Genomic DNA, 19,141 nt, shown 5'->3' with positions numbered 1-19,141 from the left:
CAAAGGAGTGTGCTGGGACAATTCCGTGGCCGAGTCTGTCTTTTCGTCACTGAAGAACGAGTTCTACCACCACTACAGCTTCCCCACCCGGCAAGACGCACGGCGGGCAACGATGCGTTACATCGAGGTCTTCTACAATCGGCACAGACCCCACACCCACAATGACGGCTTGCCACCAGCTGCGGCCATGGCCAAATTCATGACCCAAAACCAGCAGCTACCCGCTGCTGCCTAACCAAAAAGAAACTAACGAACTGTCCCGGATCCTTGACACACCTCATTCTGTCGAACTTCGGGCTATGGACCTGTATCCCCCTCCGACCCGGTACCGTCGAGGTCACTTCCAAACGGACTCAAAAACGGAGCAGCCAAAGAGCAGATCCGTGCAGTGACATTGCTGGCTAAGCGACCACGATCGGACTTCGCCGGACTGGAGAGGCAACCATGGGGGAACCTTATTCAACACGGCCGGTAGAAGGAAGACACTGGGCTACCCACCGGTCTGCAGATGAGGAAGACACAGTACTGGAAGACACCGCGTTTCTGACAGTTGGCTCCACATTTTGAAAGCCCTCAGATCCTTTTGATCTGGGGGCTTTCTTTGTGTCCGCAGAGAAGATTACGGGTGGGACTACGCTTCGAAAGCCGGTGCACCATAGGCGAGCTAATTTGCAACATAAAAGATCCCCTTAGCGCTCTGACCTTGCATGATATTCGTGCCTTAGCATCACCGGTTTATAACACCCATAACGATTCTGGTGCATCCATTTTCCACCGGATCCTTGTTCTCAGAACGGGATTAGTCTGGCGCTATCTAATCGCTCAGTGAGGTGGAAATCATGAAAAAAGTATGGTCGTTCATCGCCGCAGCCGTCCTGCTCACGGGTGGTCTTGGCGTGGTCTCGGCTCCGGCAAACGGAGCAACGGTCAGCTGTAGCGTGGATTGGGGGTCGCTCACCAAAACGCAGCAGCATTCAACTACCGCTGCCCTAACGAATGTACGCACCGGCCACCATGACTGTTTTGACCGTCTGGTGATCGACATTTCCGGCAAGGGCGCTGGCTACTCCGTGAGCTACGTGTCAGCCGTGCACCAAGAAGGATCGGGACTAGTGGTTCCTTTGCGGGGTGGTGCCTTTTTGAACGTTGTGCTCAGAGCTCCGGCGTACACGTCAACGGGGGCTTCCTCGTGCAACCCCATTAACCGCAAAGAACTCACCAGCGTCTTGGGCTACCAAACGTTCCGCCAAGTAGCATTTGCTGGTTCTTTCGAGGGGCAAACTACCTTGGGGCTGGGCGTGCGGGCCAGGCTTCCGTTTAGGGTCTTCACCTTGGATGGCCCTGGCGCAGGCAGCCGCGTGGTGATAGATGTAGCTCACCGCTGGTAGGCGCTTGGGTAGGATTCATATATCCGTGATTCTTACCCAAGCCAAGGGGGACACCAGACGTGGAGCAGCGCAGACGACGCCAACGAAACACTCTAGTTCTGCAGTTGAAGCCTCTAGACGTCTTCCATGCGGTGCTGTCTTTTGTCCTCGAAGTGGCCATGCTGGCCGCCTCCGGATTCTCAATGATTCGTTTGGTCCCAGGCCCGTGGGGAATTGTTCTTGGCCTGGTTGTCGCGGCGATTGTGGTCAGTGTCTGGGGAGGGTTCTTGGCACCTAAAGCACGACGACGGTTGAGCTGGCCGCTGCTGCCAGTCGCCACCTTGGGCCTCTTTTTAGTCGCGGCACTGTTGCTGCTTTTGGCTTCCCTACCGGTATTGGCGCTGGTGATGACCATTCTGGCTGTGGTGCATGTGGCTTTGGGTTTCTACTTGTACCGGCGAGCGCATTAGAGCAGCTCACCCAGCAGGATCCCCACTCCAGCAGCAGTGATGCCTACGAGCAAGTTGGCGCCGACATTCAGCACGGCACCCACAACGCGTTTTTCACTGATGAGACGCACAGTTGCAGTAGTCCATGAGCTAAACGTGGTCAGACCACCAGCCAAACCGGTGCTGATGACAAGCTGCCAGCCACTGCTTAGGTGCCCGGAATGAGCCCACCCAAACGCTAGGCCGATCAGTAACGAACCAACCGCATTGACCCAGAACGTTGCCCACGGCCAGTGCCGATGAAGCGGGTGGTTGGACGCGAAGTAACCGTCCAGAGCAAACCGGACGAGCGTCCCAAGTGTGCCCGCGAAGCCGATCACGAGAGTCAGCAGCAAGGGATTCATGCCCGGCCCCTCGGAATTTGATCTTTGCTTGGGGCGCCCAGGGCTGGGTTGTCAGAATCTAGAGGACTTGTGCCAGCGCCTATGCGTTGCCCTGTGATCCAACCTGCACCGGCCGCCGCTAACCCCAGGACGAGTGAAAGCCCCAAATAGCCCAAAAATAAGCCGATCCTCCCCGTGCTGGCAAAGGTATTCAGACTCAAGGCCACAGCGGAAAATGTTGTGAACGAGCCTAGGGTCCCGGGGCCGATGCCTGCACGAATCCACATGGCTGTTCCGGGGCGGGCTATCCACCACGTGCTCAAGACAGCCAGGACAAAGCTACCCCCAACGTTGATGGCCAGGGTGATCCAGGGGATTCCGGTGGTGTGCGGTTCTAAGAGACTCAGCCCGTAACGTATCTCGGTGCCTATGAAGCCACCTACGGCGACGGCGAGCCAAGTACGGCGAGAGTGCCCGCCTACTGCAGTCAGCACTTGGCCCTTCACGCTTTGGTGCTCTCAGCGGAGTGTCTGGCAGGACTGATTGCCTCCGAAAGCGTGCAGCCAGCATGTGCAGTGGTGCTGCTAACCCAGAGAGCGGCGCCTATACTATCGCTAAGATCAATTTCGCGGCGGTCCCTACCAGTGCCGATGCCAATCATGAGTGGCCCACCAAAGGGACGGCGACCAATTAGTTCAATTTTGGTGTCTACGGCGATGGATTCTTCGGCAAGGTAGCGCAGGAGATCAGGATTCTCGTCGCTGATGCGAGTGATTTGCCCCAGGTGGCCGGCATCGAGCGCGGACAGTTGGTGAGCAGGCGGGACAATGATGGTTCCGTCGGCGCTTGGGATGGGATCGCCGTGGGGGTCCCTGGCGGGGTTGCCGAGCTTTTCAGCCATCCGGTCAATAAAGGTGTCAGAGACAGCATGCTCCAGCTGCTCGGCCTCGTCATGAACTTGGTCCCAACTGTAACCAAGTTCCTGAACTAGGAACGTTTCAATCAAACGGTGCCGCCGAACCATAGCCAAGGCTAAGCGGAGGCCCTCTGGAGTCAGTGTTACGGCACTATAAGGCTGGTGATCAACTAGGCCTTGCTCCTTGAGTTTGCGCACCATCTCCGATACCGAGGAGTTGGCCACCCCTAGTCTGACAGCTAGTTGGGAGGAAGTGATGGGTTTTTCCTGCCACTCCGTGTAGCTGTAAATGACCTTCACGTAGTCCTCTATTGAGGATGAGGTAACAGGGGTCTTCACGAGTTCCAGCCTACCGGGTTTAGGAGCCAACCACGGTGAGCCACAACAGAACCCCGTTGAGCCCCACTACGAGTGCTGCGCTGGTCATGGCAGCAATGCGCAGCGGCCAACGGTCCACAAATTTGCCCATAATTTCAGCGTTTCCCGTCAACCGAATCAGTGGAATTAGAACAAAGGGAATCCCAAAACTGAGCACTACCTGGCTCAAAACGAGCGCCCAAGTGGGATCCACTCCAAGCGCCAGTAGGACGATCGCAGGCAATAGTGTTGCCACTCGGCGGGCCAAAAGCGGAATACGGATTTTTAGTAGCCCAGCCATAATTGTGGCGCCGGCGTAACAACCAACGGAGGTTGAAGCGAGTCCGGAAACCAATAGACCTACGGCAAAAATGACTCCCACTACCGGGCCCAAGCTGGCTACGATCGCAGCGTGTGCACCCGGGATGCTATCAGTACCGTCTTGACCACCCAAGGTGGATGCTGCCAAGAGCAGCATGCCAATATTTACCACGCCAGCCAGCGCCAATGCGGCTAAAACGTCCACTCGAGTGGCTGTCAAAAGTCGTGCAACGGCGACTGGGGGGACGTGGACGTGAGGGCTGGGGCGGTGCCGGTCTCGGGACAGCGCCGAATGTACGTAGATCGCATGTGGCATCACCGTTGCGCCCAACATGCTCGCGGCTAGCAGTACAGTGTCCGGGCCCGCGAAGCGCGGGATTAACCCGGCAACTACGCCACCGGCGTCGGGCGGGCTGAAGACTAACCCGGTCAAAAAACCTACTGTCACGATCGCCAGGAGGAAAACAATGATTAGTTCAAAGGAGCGCTGGCGGTTATTTCCCTGGGCGAGGAGCAGGATCATGGAGATGACCCCAACAATGCAGGCACCCAGCGGCAGTGGAATGCCGAACAATAGCCATAGGGCTAGCGCCCCACCAACAACTTCGGCGATATCGGTAGCGGCGGCAACGAGTTCCGCTTGGAGCCAGTAGGCGCGCCGAGCCGTTTGCGGAAGGCGTTCGCCGAGCAGTTCGGGTAGCGACTTCCCGGTCACAATTCCAAGTTTCGCTGATTGGTATTGGATCAGCATCGCCATCACATTTGCCGCGACGAGGACCCACACCAGTAGGTAGCCGTACTTTGCGCCAGCAGTGAGGTTAGCCGCCACATTCCCAGGATCTACATACGCGATGGCCGCAACGAATGCCGGGCCCAAAAGGCCCAGGAGGGCACGGCGAGAAACGCGATGCGTCTGTACCGAGATAGTGGTGGGGGATGGCTGACTCATGGTGAATGTTCCTTGTAGTCGCCATCGTCATCGAGGGCGAGCGCACACTAGTTCGATGTTCCTTAATAAAATATTTAGGTACACCGAAACTTTAGCTGGGCAGAGATAAGAAGGCAATGCCCAGTGCCGCTCAGAGCTTGAGTGTTCGCCAAGCGTGGCAGCGGTACGGCAAGTGCACTGAATCTGTGGGCGAGTACCCCAAGTGCTCATATAGATACCAGTGAAGGTTGTGCAGCATTCGCTCACGAGACTTGTCATTGGCAGAGAGATAAAAACTGCGCGATTTCGCCAGCTCGATGATGCCCACGGGCGTCAGCGGATCCGCCCAATGAATGGTGAGAGATTCGAGGGCCGCGAATTCAGATCCGACGGCGGGCCGAAAGTCGGGTTTTAGAACATCACCAGCATGCATAATCCGTGAGAGGCGATGAACCCAGGGGATGGTGGTGTCCAGTTGATTCCACACCAGCCCTAACACCCCACCCGGAGTCAGAATCCGGGCAACCTCTTCGCTCGCAAGGTGCGGGTCAACCCAGTGCCACGCTTGGGCAACAGTGACTACTTGGAATGTCTGGGCGGACAGGCCAGTGGATTCTGCAGTGCCCAGATGGGACGACACCGTGGGCAGGGCCAGCCTCAACTGCACCAGCATGTCATCGGAAGGATCCACGGCGCTGACTTCGAGTCCAAGCTCCACTAAGCGGGCAGTGAATTTACCCGTCCCGGCGCCCAAGTCTGCAGCCCGCCGTGCGCCCTCAGGCACAAGCCACTGAGCAATCTCAAGCGGGTACCCAGGGCGCACCTCGTTGTAGTGTTCGGCACCATCTTCGAAGGCCTTGCCGAGCTCACGGCGACGTTCGTGGTGGATTTTGGGACCGCCAATCACGCGTGGCTATCCTTCCAAGAAGTGGGGCGAGTTTTATACCGCTTCCACTTTAGACCGAGCAGGGTGCTGCACCGGCTGTTCCCGGAGTATTCGGCGCCCAATCGGGGTAGTTGCGGGAATCGTTGGCAGGAACCCAACGACCAGCGTCGATCACGTAGTCCCACCCCAAGCCGCTACTGCGAAGTTCGGTCACAGCCTTGATAAGCCGTTCTGCGTCCTCAAGGCGGGATCCAACGCCGAAGCTGGCCCGCAATGATCCAGCTGGCAGCCCAAGCCGCTTCAACAAGGGGTGAGCGCAGAACTTACCGTCACGAATCCCAATTCCGTGCTCTGCAGATAAGTAAGCGGCCACCAGTCCGGCGTCGTAACCTTCTACCGAAAAGTTCACTACACCAATGGTGTCCAGATGATCCTGAGGGAAGATCTTGTGAACCTTCACCCCGCTAATGGAGCTCAAGCCCTCAACAAGGTGGTCACGGATGGCCGCTTCGTGACCGATCCACTGTGATTCGTCGAGACTGGCCAAAATTTGGGTGGCCCGGGCCAAGGTTGCTGCACCCAAAACGTTGGGCGAGCCAGCTTCATGGCGAGCCGGACCGGTAGTCCACGTCACCGAATCCAGCCGAGCTTCCTTGACGGCACCGCCACCGGCAAGAAGCGGGGTGCCTTCATCGAGCCAGTCGCTGCGTCCCACCAGCACTCCTGCGCCGAACGGTGCATACAGTTTGTGGCCGGAGAACGCGAGATAGTCAACGTCCAGTTCCGAAATATTGATTCGGCGGTGCGGAGCTAATTGAGCAGCATCCACAACAATCCGTGCACCATGCTGGTGAGCGAGTGTGGCTAGTCGCTGTAGCGGCAGAACTTCGCCGGTGACATTTGAAGCGCCCGTGACTGCCAGCAAGGAAATCCCGCCGTTAGCGAGTTCAGCATCCAGGGCCCGGACAGTCGCCTCAATCGTTGACTCCGCCACTACGCTGCGGTGTGGCAACCGTTGCCAAGGGAGCAGATTGGCGTGGTGCTCAATATCCAAGTAGAGAACTTCGCCGAGTGGACTGCCATGAACGCTTGGTAGGGAGCCGGCTAAGACGTTGAGTGAATCGGTGGTGTTCCGGGTGAAAATCACCGTGTCATCAGGACGGCCGCCCACAAAGTCACGCACAATGTTCCGAGCATTTTCGTACACCGAGGTGCTGATCTGCGAGGCATAGCCAGCGCCTCGGTGGACGCTGGCGTAATAGGGGAGGATCTCATTCAAGTAGGCGGAAACCACGCTCAGCGCCGGAGCGGAAGCTCCGTAGTCCAAGTTGGCGTAGCGGACACCACCACCTTGGATCAGTGGGGCAACAATTTCGGCACCGGTGACTGCAGCAAGCGGGCGAACTGCAGAAACAGCCTGCTGAGCAGAGTATTCGGCAGTGAAGGCGGGGGACAGGCGAGCAAGAGACATGTGTGACCTCATCGGAGAGGAACCCCTGAGGGGTTCGCGCTTGCCAGCAACGGTTCATTGCCAGCCAGGTCGTCACCCGGGGCACCCCACCGCGATAGGAGGGTTGCCGACCAGCAAACCGGGGTTTAGCGCTGGCACTCGTGACCTGCCAAAAACACTAAGGTACCCATCCCGGCGAGCTCAAGCCACCGGGAAATGTTACGTGTTGTGTGAAGCGTATTTTCACGCCCGCTTTGCCTGAGCCGCAGTTCTTCGAGGTGCTAGTTACTCAAGAGGTCGTCCAACTCGGGATTCAAACGGTGCAGAACCTCGGAGTGAAGAATCGAGTTGGTCGCCAAGGCGTTGCCGCCAAAGGGGCCATCAGCGCCATCGAGCGAGGTAAAACGCCCACCGGCCTCAGTAACAATCGGAACCAAAGCGGCCATGTCATAGAGGTTCAATTCCGGCTCGCAGGCAATGTCCACTGCACCTTCGGCGACCATGCAATAGGACCAAAAATCTCCGTAGGCCCGGGTGCGCCATACGTCTTCAGTCAACGCTAGGAACTCGTCGAGATTTCCGCGTTCCTTCCACCCACTCAGGCTCGAGTAAGACATCGAAGCGTCGGAGAGCTCTGTGACATTAGAAACCCGCAAACGAGTTGCGGAAGCCAAGGAACGGCCCATATAGGCGCCCATTCCCTGAGCTGCCCACCAGCGTTTGCCCAGTGCCGGCGCGCTCACCACCCCAACAACCGGCTCACCCTCGTCAACAAGGGCAATCAGTGTTGCCCACACGGGAACACCGCGAATGAAGTTCTTAGTACCGTCGATCGGGTCAATAATCCAGCGTCGTGCCCCATGACCTGAGCTGCCAAACTCTTCACCCAGCACAGCGTCGCGCGGGCGGGAACGGGAGAGTTGGCCGCGAATGGATTCTTCGGCAGCCTTGTCAGCGTCCGTCACGGGCGTCATGTCCGGCTTGGTCTCAACATTGAGGTCCTGCGCTTTGAAGCGGGCCATGGTCTGGGCGTCTACAGAGTCAGCAAGAACGTGGGCCAGGCGTAGGTCATCGTTGTAGCTTTGTGGCGCAAGAGTCATGTTTCCACGCTACCGGTAAATCCGCCCGAGGGTTGGGAGGTGGGAGCTCTGGAGCGAAGTAACGCCTAGTTGACGGTGCCCAATTCCTTGCCCTCGCGGGCTTCTTGGCGGGGGTCTGTACCCAATAGCCGGCGGAAGGACAGTAGGCGCTCAGCACCGGCCGCTCCGGCATGTCCCTCAGCAACCCACGGGTCAAGACCACAATTTACAGCCGAGGTGTTGTGTTTACAGCCACGTTCGCAAGAATCGGTACCCGGCTCGAGGTCAGGGAAAGCGCGGATGATCCGGTCAGGGTCAACCAAAGCCAAACCAAAGGAGCGGATGCCGGGGGTGTCGATAATCCAACTTCCCGCTGGCGAATCAGTAAGCCTGAGTGCCAGGGCCGAACTGGAAGTATGGCGGCCGCGACCAGTAACAGCATTTACCCCGCCGGTGGCTCGTTGGGAACCAGTTAAGGCATTAACCATGGTGGATTTTCCAACACCGGAGTGACCGATCATCACCGTGACTTTGGCGTCCAAAAAGCTGCGAAGCTGCTTCACAGCTGCCTCGTCGAGACTTGCTGAGAGTCCGTCGTCGGAGCGGGCATCGATACCGGAGGCGCCAGTGTCCGCCGTCCGGCTAATCACAATCTCCAAATCCAGATTCGCGTAATTGGCCAAGAAAGGTGCTGGATCTTTGACGTCCGCCTTGGTGACCAAGAGCAACGGCGCAATTCCGGCATCATACGCTGCAACAAGTGCCCGGTCAACAAAACCGGTACGAGGTTCTGGGTTGGCTGCGGCCACCACAATGACCAGTTGGTCTGCGTTGGCTACCACAGCGCGTTCCACCGGGTCCGTGTCATCAGCGCTACGGCGCAACAGGGTGCGTCGCTCTTCGACTCGCACCAGACGGGCTAGTGTGTCCGGCGCTCCAGAGACATCACCCACTAGCGCAACGAAGTCTCCAGCAACCACGGGATTACGCCGCAGTTCACGGGCTCGGGCAGCTATAACTGTTCGTTCTGTGCTGGTGTCCTCATCAACGATCGCGGTGTAGCGGCCACGGTCAACAGTGATAATGCGCCCGATGACCGCTTCAAGATGATCCGGGCGGTCCTTAGTGCGTGGACGTGAACCTTTTTTGTTGGGCCGGACCCGAACGTCGGATTCGTCCCAGGACTGCAGACTACGGGCCATGCTAGTCACCACCGTGCTGGGCGAGCATCGCATGCCACAACTGGGGGAAATCAGGCATGGTTTTAGACGTTGTGCCAATGTCTTGGACTTCAACGCCGGGTACCGCGAGGCCAAGGATGGCACCGGCGGTCGCCATTCGGTGGTCAGCGTAACTACGTACGACGTCGGCACGGAGCTTGGCGGGCCGAATTATCAGGCCATCGCTGGTTTCCTCGGCATCGCCACCTAAGCGATTAATTTCCGCCACAAGGGCGGCCAGCCGGTCGGTTTCGTGACCGCGCAAATGTGCGATTCCGGTCAATTGCGAGGGGCTGTTAGCCAAGGCGCACAATGCGGCAACTGTAGGAGCCAATTCGCTGGTTTCATCAAAGGTGGACCCCTTGATCTCGGGCCCGCCAGTTACGGTGAGTGTCCCGCCGTCGAGCGTTACGGTGGCGCCCATTTGGGCAAGAATGCTTCGCCACTGGTCACCCACTTGGGTGGTTTTTTCCGGCCAATTGGGGATCCTGACGGTGCCATGCGTAGCCAGTGCAGCGGCCAGGAAGGGGCCAGCATTAGAAAGATCCTGCTCAATGCGCTGGTCGAAAGCGCTGATGGCTCCCGGTTCCACCACCCAGTGGTTAGGAACCGAGTTATCAACTGTCACACCCACTTGGCGAAGAACCTCCACCGTCATGTTGATGTGATCCAAGCTTGGGACCGTCTGGCCCACATGTTCGAGGTGAAGACCCTCGGTAAAACGGGCACCTACCAACAACAACGCAGAGACAAACTGAGAAGAGGCGCTCGCATCGATCACAATGTGACCGCCCTTAACTTCACCCGTTCCGGAGACAGCGAATGGCAGCGAAGTTGCCACCTCGCCGTCGGGCGTTTGCGTTTGAATTCCCAAGGCGCCTAGCGCCGAGATGATGGTGTTCATGGGGCGCTTGCGCGCGTGCGGGTCGCCATCGAAGACCGTAACGCCGTTGCGAAGAGCGGCCACTGGCGGAACAAATCGCATCACCGTTCCGGCGAGGCCGCAATCAATGTTCGTACTCGCGGTAGGAAGGCCTGCAGGAATGGGCGTCACCAAGAGATCAGGACCAAAGGCTGAATCGCCGTCGATCTCTTGGATTACGGCCCCCAACTGCACTAATGCCGCGATCATTAGCGCCGAATCACGCGAGTGCAAAGGGGCGCGCAACCTGGAGGGGCCTTCAGCCAGCGCGGCTAAAACTAAATAGCGATTGGTTAAAGACTTCGAACCGGGAACGGTGACTGTGGCATTAACGGGGCGTTCGGCAAACGGTGCCGGCCACGCACTGGGAGCATTACTGGCGATGCCCCCAGCGGGTGCCTCGGTTCGAGCGGTCATTGGCGCTTAGGCTCCTACGAAGTTGTCGACTGCTTTACGGGTTGCTTTGTCTGCTTTGCGGAGCTGCTTGCTGCTTGCCTTTTTGGTGTCCGCGACCAGGTGCTCAGCACGCCAAGCAAGGCTAGGCTGCCCGGCCGTATCCACCGATGCGAGCAATACGCCGCCGGTCAAAGATACGTTTTTGAGCAACTGTTCGCGACGCGCGGCACGCCCTTCTTTGGTGCTGGCGTCCGCTGAGCGCCACTCTACGTAGCCGTTGAGGGCTGAGGTGAGGGAAAGAACCAATGCCGAAAAACGGGAGAACTTCCCGATTGCGAACAAAGCACCGGCACCGAGCTGTGCACCGCCAATCACTCGGGCAATGAGCTTCTCATCAGCTGGGAAAGGCAAAGCGTCGGAGGCACGTCGCAGCACGGGGGAGAGCTGCCGCGCAGTGTCGTCCACATTCTTGATCTTGTCCAGACCGGCGATCACAAAACTGGAGCCAAGCATGGGGCGGGCGAGAAAACGGACGATAGACATAGAGTTCCTCCTCGAAGGCAGCCCCACCACATTTGTAGTGCGAGCAAATAGTTCAAGTGCAGTCACAACGACTCTAGTTTTGCACTTTTGCGGAATAATTGCCCGGCCGCACTGGTTGTGATCAACAGTTCATTAAGAAGTTCGCGCCCTTCAGGAGGTAAATATTGGTATTGCTGAATGAACGTGTTCGTGAAGCACCGGTGAACATACGCCTTGACGGACGGCCAACAGTAGACTTGAGCTTGATGACTACTGTGGACCCGGCCGGTATGGCCATGGATGAAGATGCAGCCTCTGCTCTCGAACACGATTCCGCTGAACTGGATATCGCTACCGAGGGCGTTGAAGCGCGTCGAGCTCGCTTTGAACGTGACGCCATGCAATATGTTGACCAGCTATATTCGGCAGCTATGCGTATGGCTAGAAACCCCGCGGACGCCGAAGATTTGGTTCAAGAGGCGTACACCAAAGCGTTTTCTGCTTTCCACCAGTACAAGCCGGGCACCAACCTAAAGGCTTGGCTGTACCGGATTTTGACGAACACGTACATCAACTTGTACCGCAAGCGTCAACGTGAGCCGTTGCAGTCCAACTCGGACACCATCGAAGATTGGCAGCTGGCCCGCGCGGAGTCGCACACCTCCAGAGGTCTGCGCTCAGCGGAAGCTGAGGCTTTGGATCACTTGCCGGACTCGGACGTCAAGAGCGCACTCCAGTCCATTCCCGAGGAATTCCGCCTAGCGGTTTACTTCGCGGATGTTGAAGGGTTCGCGTACAAAGAAATTTCAGAAATCATGAACACCCCGATCGGCACGGTGATGTCCAGACTGCACCGTGGGCGACGAATGCTGCGAGAGATGCTGGCGGAATACGCCGCGGAACGTGGTTTCGGGACTCAAGATTCGTCGGCAGAACCATCGAGTTCAGCTGCGAACAACAGCACGCAACAGGAGAAAGAAAAATGAGCGATTGCCAGGGACTGGGCGACTGCGACGATACGCGCATGGAACGCATCTATGAATACCTCGATGGAGCGCTCCCCAAGAGTGCTGTCCAAGAGATCAAAGAGCACCTGGACAGCTGCCCAAATTGCTTGGAACAGCATGACTTGGAGTGCATGATCCGCACCATGGTCAAGCGTTCGTGCACGGAGGCGGCGCCAGAGAAGCTTAAGCAGGGCATTCTTGACCGCATCCATGCGGCTCGTGCAGCTAGCTAATAGAAAACCTAAAAGTAAGGGCCCCAGCCGTTTGGCTGGGGCCCTTACTTTTTAGAACCTTTACGCTAAGTCGTTGACTTAGGTGTTGGGGCGCTTGCCGTGGTTCGCGCCGCCACGCTTACGGTCACGACGCTTGCGTGCACGCTTGCTCATAGCTGGCCTCCTTATTCTTGTACTCAAAAGAGCTGCCCTCTAGTCTCCCACACACCATCCGCTGGGACGAAACGAGCAAGCGCTCGGCTCCATATTTCGTGCCGTTAATGCCGCAAAGAATTCCGCACCGCAATCGATGCTTGCTCCAACACTGTGCGAATGGTCTCCACCGTCACCTGAGAAATAGCCTGCTCACGCGAGGCCAGGCGGAGTTCAACACGCAGATCGTCTCGGAACTGCTGAAGGAGAACTTCGCTGTGCTTGAGCCGCTGAATTGATGCGCCACTGTTATTGGCGGGCGTGTTGCTCGCTGGCACGGTGCTAGCTGGGCTGATATTGGCTGGGCCCGGGCTGACCGGGTTCAGGGGTGCACCTGGGCCGGAGTGGTTCTCTGGTTGGCGGACGGAATTACGCCGTGCAGCCGACTTTGCAGCTTCTGCGGTTGCTGCGAGATCTGCACGCAGGGCTCGCATATTGGTGGTGATATCCGTACGGAGATCATCGGCCAGACGGCGCATAGAGGCAGCGATTCCTTCTTCGACACCCTCGATTTCGGCCCGGCGGTTTTGGATCTCAGTCAGGCCTGCTTCGGTGACCGAGTATCGCGTTCGGCGGCCCTCGGTTTCCGTGGCCACCAGGCCCTCTTCTTGGAGCTTTGATAAACGCGGGTAGATGGTTCCAGCGCTTGGTTTGTAGCTACCACCAAATCTTTCGCTAAGTTCCTTTATGAGTTCGTAGCCGTGTTTGGGGCCTTCTTCGAGCAAAACCAGCAAGTACAAGCGTAAAGCGCCGTGTGGGAAGACAGGAGGAGTCACTGCTGTCCTTCTAATGCTTCCCCTATTGATGGGAGTGTTTCCTGCGCATGGGTTTCTGCTTCTGCTCGGTGCAAAATCGTGAGGTGGCCAGAGACGGAATTCGTACGCATTGTGACCAACTGTAGGTCGGGCCCAGCGATGGTTCGTACTCGCCCAGAAGACGGCACGTACTTTTGGTGGTTGATAATAACTGTTCCCGAGGCTGTGTTGGCGCTGATGTCTACCCCAAGGTCATGCGGAAGCCGTATGGTGACGTCCCCGGAAACTGAGTTGGTGCCAACGTCCTGTGTGTATCCCAACAGATCAAGGCTCAGCTCGCCGCTGACGGTTGAAGCACGGACGTGGCTTAGCTCTCCGGAGGCTGTCACTTCGCCCGAGACGGACTTGGCGGAAAGAAGTCCATTGTGACGGCGGATGATCACTTCACCGCTGACGGTATTAACGTTCAGCTCCCCGGAGGTGGCATCGGCAACGACGGAACCGCTCACGGTGTTGAGTTTAGTGATTTTTGTGGTGCATTGGACAAGGCCATCGCCGCTAACTGTGCCGGCCTCGACCGTGGTCTGTGCGGGTACTGAGATAGTGATGACAGCGCGGTTGTCATTGTTGTTGGTCACTGAGGTCATCAGGTTTTTGAACCACCCCGGCGCACCCTGAATTTGATGGCGGATTTCTAAGCGCCCGTCCTCAAAGGTGATTGCAAGTGGATCGCCAACCACCTCAGATACTTCGATGCGTGCGGGTTCCTGAAAGTCCTCACCTTCGTTAGCGGCTTGGGCTACAACGTCGAATCGGCCGGCAACGATGCTCAGCTTGAGCGAAGTAACACCACTGAGATCAATGATTTGGGGGCCGGTAACTGACCACACTTCTTGTGCCACAAAAACCTCCAAGACGAGATGCGATATATCGCGTTATGTAACTCACGATATATCGCGTCTTGAGACGCGTCAAGGGCTTGGCAGATGCTGGTTAAGCGCTCTGCCAAGCCCTTGATGACGAGTACTGATAGTTATTTAGACATTCTCAGGGACGTTCAACCACTGGAACCAACCACGGTGCAGTACCAGCCAAGCCATCAAACCGTAGCCGGCCTGGCCCGGGGTACCAGCATTGGCGGCCAGATCAGTACGCCACTGCTCGTGGTTGAGCAACGGCGAGAACGTGTCAACGTATAAGTGCTTGCGGCGGGTGGTGACGTCGGCGAAGGCGGTGTTCAGCTCAGCCAAGCGACGGTTCTGCGCAGGATCCAAAGTGGGCGGCGGACCCACTACAAAAACGCCGATGTTGGACTGAGATGCCGAATCGAGGATGTTGGCCAGATTGAGCCGGCTGCGTGCTGTTGAAAGACCGAATTCCACATCTCTGCCCGAGAGGCCAATCACCAGCTTGTTCTCAGTTGAGGCGCTGAAACGGCGGCCAGCTTCCTCTTGCCAACGAGCAGCGAGCCCCTCCGTGCCTTCTTCAGGGCAGGGCAGGGAGAAGCTTTCAATGCTGGCGTGCTCTTGTGGGGTCCGGGCTAAAACTCTGCCAATCCAGCCAAGGGCACGTGGGTCACCCAATCCCGCAAGCAGCTCGTCACCCACGGCGGCGATGCGCACTCTTCTGTCCTCCACTGGTACCTCTTTACCTCGTCGACGCCACCGTTCTTACGAACAGGCGTGCCGTTGCTGTTGGTTCTTCTAGCTATTAAACAGAACTGCCCGGCTACGGCGCCGCATTTGCAGCGCTGCAGCCGGGCAGTTTGTGTGACTACTTTTGGCCGAAGGCCGATTTGAGCAGAATTTCCTGCTCGGCAGCGTGGCGTTTCATGGAACCAGCAGCGGTCGACGCCGATGCGGGGCGGCTAACCAGACGAACCTTGCGGTCCAGCTGGGGTGCCAAATTCAAACCAATAAACGGCCACGGGCCCTGGTTGGCTGGCTCGTCCTGTGCCCAAACAACTTCAGCGTTCGGGTACTTGGCGAGTTCGGCTTCGATCTCGGCCAGCGGCAAGGGGTACAACTGCTCGAGCCGAACAATCGCCGTCGTTTTGTCCTCGGACTTCTGGCGTGTGGACAAGAGGTCGTAGTACAAACGTCCGGAGACCAGCAATACGCGCTGAACATCGGCGCCGTTGAGGGACTCGTGCTCGCCAATGACCGGCTTGAAGGTGCCATTGGTGAAGTCCTCAACCGGAGACGCTGCAGCCTTGAGGCGGAGCAACTGCTTGGGTGTGAACACAATCAGTGGCTTACGCGGACGGCTGTAGGCTTGGCGGCGCAACAAGTGGAAGTGCGAGGCGGCCGTGGTGGGGTTAGCCACAATCAAGTTCTCTTCGGCGCACATCTGCAAGAAGCGCTCAATGCGTGCCGAGGAGTGGTCCGGTCCCTGACCTTCGTAGCCGTGCGGGAGCATCAACACGAGTGAAGAGCGCTGGCCCCACTTCTGCTCGGCCGAGGAGATGAATTCGTCGATGACGGTCTGAGCGCCGTTGACGAAGTCACCGAACTGAGCTTCCCAGAGGACAAGTGCGTCAGGCCGTTCCACGGAGTAGCCGTATTCGAAGCCGAGCGCTGCATATTCGGAGAGTAGGGAGTCGTAGATCCACAGCTTCGCCTGGTTGTCAGAAAGCTTGGAAATCGGCGTCCACTCTTTGCCGTTGGCACGGTCGTGGAATACTGCGTGACGCTGCACAAAGGTTCCACGGCGGGAGTCCTGACCCGCCAAGCGAACCGGAACACCTTCCATGATCAAGGAACCAAAGGCTGCGATTTCGCCGAAGCCCCAGTCAATGCCACCTTCGCGGGACATCTGCTCGCGCTTTTCAAGGAGCTGCTTGAGCTTGGGGTGAACCGTAAAGCCCTCAGGGATGTTCACGTGCGCCTGGCCAATGTGGGCCAAAGTCTCCGCCGTGATTGCCGTGGAAGCGGGGGAGTTGACTACCGAATCGCCGCGCTGAGAGAGCGGACGCTCGATTCCGGACACTGCTGCGGAATCAGAGGTGACAATCGGGATCGGTGAAGTTTGAGCAGCGTGGGTTTCCGCAAAAACGCGCTCAAGGCGTTCTTGGTAGTCGCGCAGCAGCTGCTCGGCTTCTTCCTCGGTGATGTCGCCACGGCCGATCAGAGCCTCGGTGTACAGCTTACGAACGGAGCGCTTAGCTTCGATCAAGTTGTACATCAGCGGCTGCGTCATCGAAGGATCGTCGCCCTCGTTGTGACCACGACGACGGTAGCAAACCATGTCGATAATAACGTCCTTGTGGAAGCGCTGGCGGAATTCGAAGGCCAACTGTGCCACACGAACTACTGCCTCAGGATCATCGCCATTGACGTGGAAGATCGGTGCCTGAATCATCTTGGCAACGTCCGTGGAGTACGTAGACGAGCGCGATGATGAAGGTGAGGTAGTGAATCCAACTTGGTTGTTCACAATGACGTGGACGGTACCACCCGTGCGGTAACCGCGCAGCTGGGAGAGGTTGAGAGTCTCAGCTACAACACCTTGGCCTGCGAAGGCAGCGTCACCGTGGACTAGGATTGGCAGTACCGGGAACGAGTCGCCCTGGTCCAAAAGGTCCTGCTTGGCGCGGACAATACCTTCAAGTACGGAGTCAACAGCCTCAAGGTGTGAGGGGTTAGCGGCAAGGTAAACCTTTGTCTCGTTGCCGTTGTCCGAGGTGAAGGTGCCTTCAGTACCCAAGTGGTACTTTACGTCGCCGGAACCCTGCACGGAGCGGGGGTCCTGGGTGCCTTCAAATTCGCGGAAAACCTGGGCGTACGTCTTGCCGGCAATGTTGGTCAAGACGTTCAAACGGCCGCGGTGCGCCATACCAATGGCAACCTCATCCATACCCTGGTCTGCAGCGTCAGAAATGAGTGCGTCCAAGAGCGGGATCAGGGATTCTCCACCTTCGAGGCTGAAACGCTTCTGGCCCACGAACTTGGTTTGCAAGAACGTTTCGAATGCCTCTGCTGCATTGAGCTTGGAGACGATCCGAAGTTGCTCTTCACGGCTCGGCTTGGAGTAGGGGTGCTCCAACTGGTCCTGGAACCAAAGCCGCTCTTCAGGATCCTGGATGTGCATGTACTCAATGCCGGTGGTGCGGCAGTAAGCGTCGCGCAGGACACCAAGGATGGTGCGGAACTTCAAGAATGGCTTGCCACCAAAGCCGCCTGTTGGCCATTCGCGGTCCAAATCCCACAGCGTCAAACCATGGTTCAAAACGTCGAGGTCAGGGTGCTTTCGCTGGACGTACTCGAGCGGATCGGTGTCAGCCATCAAATGACCACGTACACGGTACGAGTGGATGAGCTGCTGAATGCGAGCAACCTTGTTGATCTGGCCTGCGGGGTCTACCTGAATATCAGGGCTCCAGCGGACTGGCTCGTAAGGAATGCGGAGCTCTTCAAAGATTTCGTCGTAGAAGTTCTGCTCGCCCAACAGCAACTGGTGGACAATCCGCAAGAATTCGCCCGAGCCAGCACCCTGAATGACGCGGTGGTCATAGGTGGAGGTCAAAGTGATGATCTTGCCAATGGCCTGTTCTGCGAGCTTGATTTCAGAAGAACCCTGGAACTCAGCCGGGTACTCCAAAGCACCAACACCAATGATGGCGGCCTGGCCCTTGGACAAACGAGGAACAGAGTGAACGGTGCCAATTCCGCCGGGGTTGGTCAAAGAAACCGTGGTGCCTGAGTGGTCGTCAGCGGTCAGCTGGCCATTACGGGCGCGCTTAATGAGGTCCTCGTAGGTGTGCCAAAAAGCAGCAAACTTGAGCGTTTCAGCCTTTTTAATGTTCGGCACCATCAGCAAGCGTGTGCCGTCGGGCTTAGGCATGTCAATGGCAATACCGAAGTTGACGTGTGCGGGCTGCACAACTACGGGCTTGCCGTCCTTTTCGTCGTAGTAGACGTTCATCGACGGGAACTGGCTCAGAGCCTTGACCACTGCGTAGCCGATCAAGTGCGTAAAGGAGATCTTGCCGCCACGAGCACGCGAGAGGTGGTTGTTGATCACCACGCGGTTGTCGATCAGAAGTTTGGCCGGAATGGCTCGCACGCTTGTTGCAGTGGGGACTTGGAGGCTCGACACCATGTTGGTTGCGATGGCCTTGGCCGGGCCGCGCAAGACGGAAACGGTGTCCTCTTCCGGTGCCGTAGTTGCCTTGGCGCTCTTGGGAAGCTGAGCGGGGATCGGGGCTGTTGCGGTACCACCGTTTTGCCGGTTGCCGTCCTTGGCAACTACACGCGGCTCGGGCCGCTTCGGTGCTGCGGCAGCCGGTGCAGCAGGTGCGTTAGCGGCAGGTGTTTGGGGTGCACTCGGTGCTGCAGCAGCAGGCGTAGAGCTTGCTGGAGCACTTGCCGGCTGTGCCGCTGGAGCGGGGGCGTCGGCCTTGACTACCGGAAGCTCGCGAGTCGGCGGGTGAGCCGAGGTGCCATTTGAGGTAGCTCCCTTGGAGCTGGAATTATCTCCCGAGTCAAAGGTAGAGAACAGCGGCCACCATTTTGCGTCCACCGAATTCTTGTCCTGCTGATACCGCTCGTAGAGTTCATCGACGAGCCATTCATTTCCGCCGAATTCTTCGGGTAGACGGTGATTGGGCTGCTCTGGCACGTGAAATACGCCTCTTCCATAAATCTGATTGCCCGCTGGCATGAGTCCCGGCGCCTGTGCCGGTAGGAGCTCTTATGTCTGAGCCGCAACCCAGACTTTGCCAGTCTAGTGAGGTTTACGGGCTAACTGCCAATCTTTG

General features: G+C 57.7%; 19 protein-coding genes, 1 pseudogene and 1 riboswitch. Of the genes and pseudogenes, 5 read left to right on the top strand and 15 right to left on the bottom strand.

What is annotated here, in order from left to right; translation table 11 throughout:
- From ACQR35_RS05925 to ACQR35_RS05915, 3 genes and pseudogenes are all read left to right on the top strand, one after another.
- Positions 1–157: pseudogene (locus ACQR35_RS05925) on the top strand (integrase core domain-containing protein); the annotation flags it as partial.
- A 682-nt stretch (positions 158–839) separates the two neighbouring features.
- Entirely contained in the window at positions 840–1,388 is a 549-nt protein-coding gene (locus tag ACQR35_RS05920) for an AMIN-like domain-containing (lipo)protein (protein ID WP_430269477.1), read from the top strand.
- 59 nt (positions 1,389–1,447) lie between these two features.
- On the top strand, positions 1,448–1,837 hold the full coding sequence (locus ACQR35_RS05915) for a YrdB family protein (protein ID WP_430269476.1): 390 nt from the start codon (positions 1,448–1,450) through the stop codon (positions 1,835–1,837).
- Here the strand turns inward: ACQR35_RS05915 and ACQR35_RS05910 are convergent.
- The 10 genes from ACQR35_RS05910 to ACQR35_RS05865 all read right to left on the bottom strand — a co-directional run bounded on the left by ACQR35_RS05910 (position 1,834) and on the right by ACQR35_RS05865 (position 11,217).
- Complete coding sequence (locus tag ACQR35_RS05910; protein WP_430269475.1) at positions 1,834–2,220, bottom strand: fluoride efflux transporter FluC; 387 nt, start codon at positions 2,218–2,220, stop codon at positions 1,834–1,836. The genes ACQR35_RS05915 and ACQR35_RS05910 overlap by 4 nt on opposite strands.
- Positions 2,217–2,705: a fluoride efflux transporter FluC gene (locus ACQR35_RS05905; RefSeq protein WP_430269474.1), complete on the bottom strand. Its 489-nt coding sequence runs from the start codon at positions 2,703–2,705 to the stop codon at positions 2,217–2,219. Before ACQR35_RS05905 ends, ACQR35_RS05910 begins: the two co-directional genes overlap by 4 nt.
- Positions 2,702–3,454 carry a metal-dependent transcriptional regulator gene (locus tag ACQR35_RS05900; RefSeq protein WP_430266644.1) on the bottom strand — a complete coding sequence of 251 codons (753 nt, stop codon included), beginning with the start codon at positions 3,452–3,454 and terminating at the stop codon, positions 2,702–2,704. Before ACQR35_RS05900 ends, ACQR35_RS05905 begins: the two co-directional genes overlap by 4 nt.
- Positions 3,455–3,473: 19 nt before the next feature.
- A complete protein-coding gene (locus ACQR35_RS05895; RefSeq protein ID WP_430269473.1) occupies positions 3,474–4,742 on the bottom strand; it encodes an Nramp family divalent metal transporter in 1,269 nt (422 codons plus the stop codon).
- Positions 4,743–4,872: 130 nt separating this feature from the next.
- Positions 4,873–5,628 (bottom strand): class I SAM-dependent methyltransferase, encoded by a 756-nt coding sequence (locus ACQR35_RS05890; protein ID WP_430269472.1) that lies wholly within the window; start codon positions 5,626–5,628, stop codon positions 4,873–4,875.
- Between the two features lie 49 nt (positions 5,629–5,677).
- The gene (locus tag ACQR35_RS05885; protein WP_430266647.1) at positions 5,678–7,078 is read right to left on the bottom strand and encodes an aminotransferase class V-fold PLP-dependent enzyme; all 1,401 of its coding nucleotides are present in this window, start codon (positions 7,076–7,078) and stop codon (positions 5,678–5,680) included.
- Between the two features lie 31 nt (positions 7,079–7,109).
- Positions 7,110–7,224, bottom strand: a riboswitch (SAM riboswitch).
- Between the two features lie 114 nt (positions 7,225–7,338).
- Positions 7,339–8,157 (bottom strand): histidinol-phosphatase, encoded by an 819-nt coding sequence (gene hisN / locus ACQR35_RS05880; RefSeq protein ID WP_430266648.1) that lies wholly within the window; start codon positions 8,155–8,157, stop codon positions 7,339–7,341.
- A gap of 65 nt (positions 8,158–8,222) precedes the next feature.
- The gene (gene rsgA / locus ACQR35_RS05875; RefSeq protein ID WP_430269471.1) at positions 8,223–9,338 is read right to left on the bottom strand and encodes a ribosome small subunit-dependent GTPase A; all 1,116 of its coding nucleotides are present in this window, start codon (positions 9,336–9,338) and stop codon (positions 8,223–8,225) included.
- Position 9,339: 1 nt separating this feature from the next.
- A complete protein-coding gene (gene aroA, locus ACQR35_RS05870; protein WP_430266650.1) occupies positions 9,340–10,695 on the bottom strand; it encodes a 3-phosphoshikimate 1-carboxyvinyltransferase in 1,356 nt (451 codons plus the stop codon).
- A gap of 6 nt (positions 10,696–10,701) precedes the next feature.
- A complete protein-coding gene (locus tag ACQR35_RS05865; protein ID WP_430266651.1) occupies positions 10,702–11,217 on the bottom strand; it encodes a DoxX family protein in 516 nt (171 codons plus the stop codon).
- Between the two features lie 170 nt (positions 11,218–11,387).
- Here ACQR35_RS05865 and ACQR35_RS05860 point away from each other — a divergent pair, with 170 nt between their 5' ends.
- Together ACQR35_RS05860 and rsrA are read left to right on the top strand one after the other, a co-directional pair.
- On the top strand, positions 11,388–12,182 hold the full coding sequence (locus ACQR35_RS05860) for a sigma-70 family RNA polymerase sigma factor (RefSeq protein WP_430266731.1): 795 nt from the start codon (positions 11,388–11,390) through the stop codon (positions 12,180–12,182).
- Positions 12,179–12,436, top strand: a complete 258-nt coding sequence (rsrA, locus tag ACQR35_RS05855) for a mycothiol system anti-sigma-R factor (protein ID WP_430266652.1) — start codon at positions 12,179–12,181, stop codon at positions 12,434–12,436. Before ACQR35_RS05860 ends, rsrA begins: the two co-directional genes overlap by 4 nt.
- 78 nt (positions 12,437–12,514) lie before the next feature.
- On the opposite strand, the gene ACQR35_RS05850 is transcribed toward rsrA, so the two are convergent.
- The 5 genes from ACQR35_RS05850 to ACQR35_RS05830 form a co-directional block, all read right to left on the bottom strand.
- The gene (locus ACQR35_RS05850) at positions 12,515–12,589 is read right to left on the bottom strand and encodes a 50S ribosomal protein bL37 (RefSeq protein WP_369299106.1); all 75 of its coding nucleotides are present in this window, start codon (positions 12,587–12,589) and stop codon (positions 12,515–12,517) included.
- 104 nt (positions 12,590–12,693) lie between these two features.
- Positions 12,694–13,404, bottom strand: a complete 711-nt coding sequence (locus ACQR35_RS05845; protein WP_430266653.1) for a PadR family transcriptional regulator — start codon at positions 13,402–13,404, stop codon at positions 12,694–12,696.
- Complete coding sequence (locus ACQR35_RS05840; RefSeq protein WP_430269470.1) at positions 13,401–14,285, bottom strand: DUF4097 family beta strand repeat-containing protein; 885 nt, start codon at positions 14,283–14,285, stop codon at positions 13,401–13,403. The genes ACQR35_RS05845 and ACQR35_RS05840 overlap by 4 nt, the downstream gene beginning before the upstream one ends.
- Positions 14,286–14,420: 135 nt before the next feature.
- Positions 14,421–15,020 carry a GDSL-type esterase/lipase family protein gene (locus ACQR35_RS05835; RefSeq protein ID WP_430266655.1) on the bottom strand — a complete coding sequence of 200 codons (600 nt, stop codon included), beginning with the start codon at positions 15,018–15,020 and terminating at the stop codon, positions 14,421–14,423.
- Positions 15,021–15,156: 136 nt separating this feature from the next.
- The gene (locus ACQR35_RS05830; RefSeq protein WP_430266656.1) at positions 15,157–19,002 is read right to left on the bottom strand and encodes a multifunctional oxoglutarate decarboxylase/oxoglutarate dehydrogenase thiamine pyrophosphate-binding subunit/dihydrolipoyllysine-residue succinyltransferase subunit; all 3,846 of its coding nucleotides are present in this window, start codon (positions 19,000–19,002) and stop codon (positions 15,157–15,159) included.
- Between the last annotated feature and the right edge of the window lie 139 nt (positions 19,003–19,141).

This window comes from Pseudarthrobacter sp. J1738 (assembly GCF_050490315.1).
In the GTDB taxonomy this organism is placed as follows: Bacteria; Actinomycetota; Actinomycetes; order Actinomycetales; family Micrococcaceae; genus JBNPEO01.
This window is presented reverse-complemented; position numbering and strand designations above follow the sequence as displayed.

Excerpts from the sequence above, each read along its gene's own strand:
- ACQR35_RS05920 (WP_430269477.1), top strand. The coding sequence starts at position 840 with ATGAAAAAAGTATGGTCGTTCATCGCCGCAGCCGTCCTGCTCACGGGT.
- ACQR35_RS05910 (WP_430269475.1), bottom strand. The coding sequence starts at position 2,220 with ATGAATCCCTTGCTGCTGACTCTCGTGATCGGCTTCGCGGGCACACTT.
- ACQR35_RS05895 (WP_430269473.1), bottom strand. The coding sequence starts at position 4,742 with ATGAGTCAGCCATCCCCCACCACTATCTCGGTACAGACGCATCGCGTT.
- ACQR35_RS05885 (WP_430266647.1), bottom strand. The coding sequence starts at position 7,078 with ATGTCTCTTGCTCGCCTGTCCCCCGCCTTCACTGCCGAATACTCTGCT.
- hisN (WP_430266648.1), bottom strand. The coding sequence starts at position 8,157 with ATGACTCTTGCGCCACAAAGCTACAACGATGACCTACGCCTGGCCCAC.
- rsgA (WP_430269471.1), bottom strand. The coding sequence starts at position 9,338 with ATGGCCCGTAGTCTGCAGTCCTGGGACGAATCCGACGTTCGGGTCCGG.
- aroA (WP_430266650.1), bottom strand. The coding sequence starts at position 10,695 with ATGACCGCTCGAACCGAGGCACCCGCTGGGGGCATCGCCAGTAATGCT.
- ACQR35_RS05865 (WP_430266651.1), bottom strand. The coding sequence starts at position 11,217 with ATGTCTATCGTCCGTTTTCTCGCCCGCCCCATGCTTGGCTCCAGTTTT.
- rsrA (WP_430266652.1), top strand. The coding sequence starts at position 12,179 with ATGAGCGATTGCCAGGGACTGGGCGACTGCGACGATACGCGCATGGAA.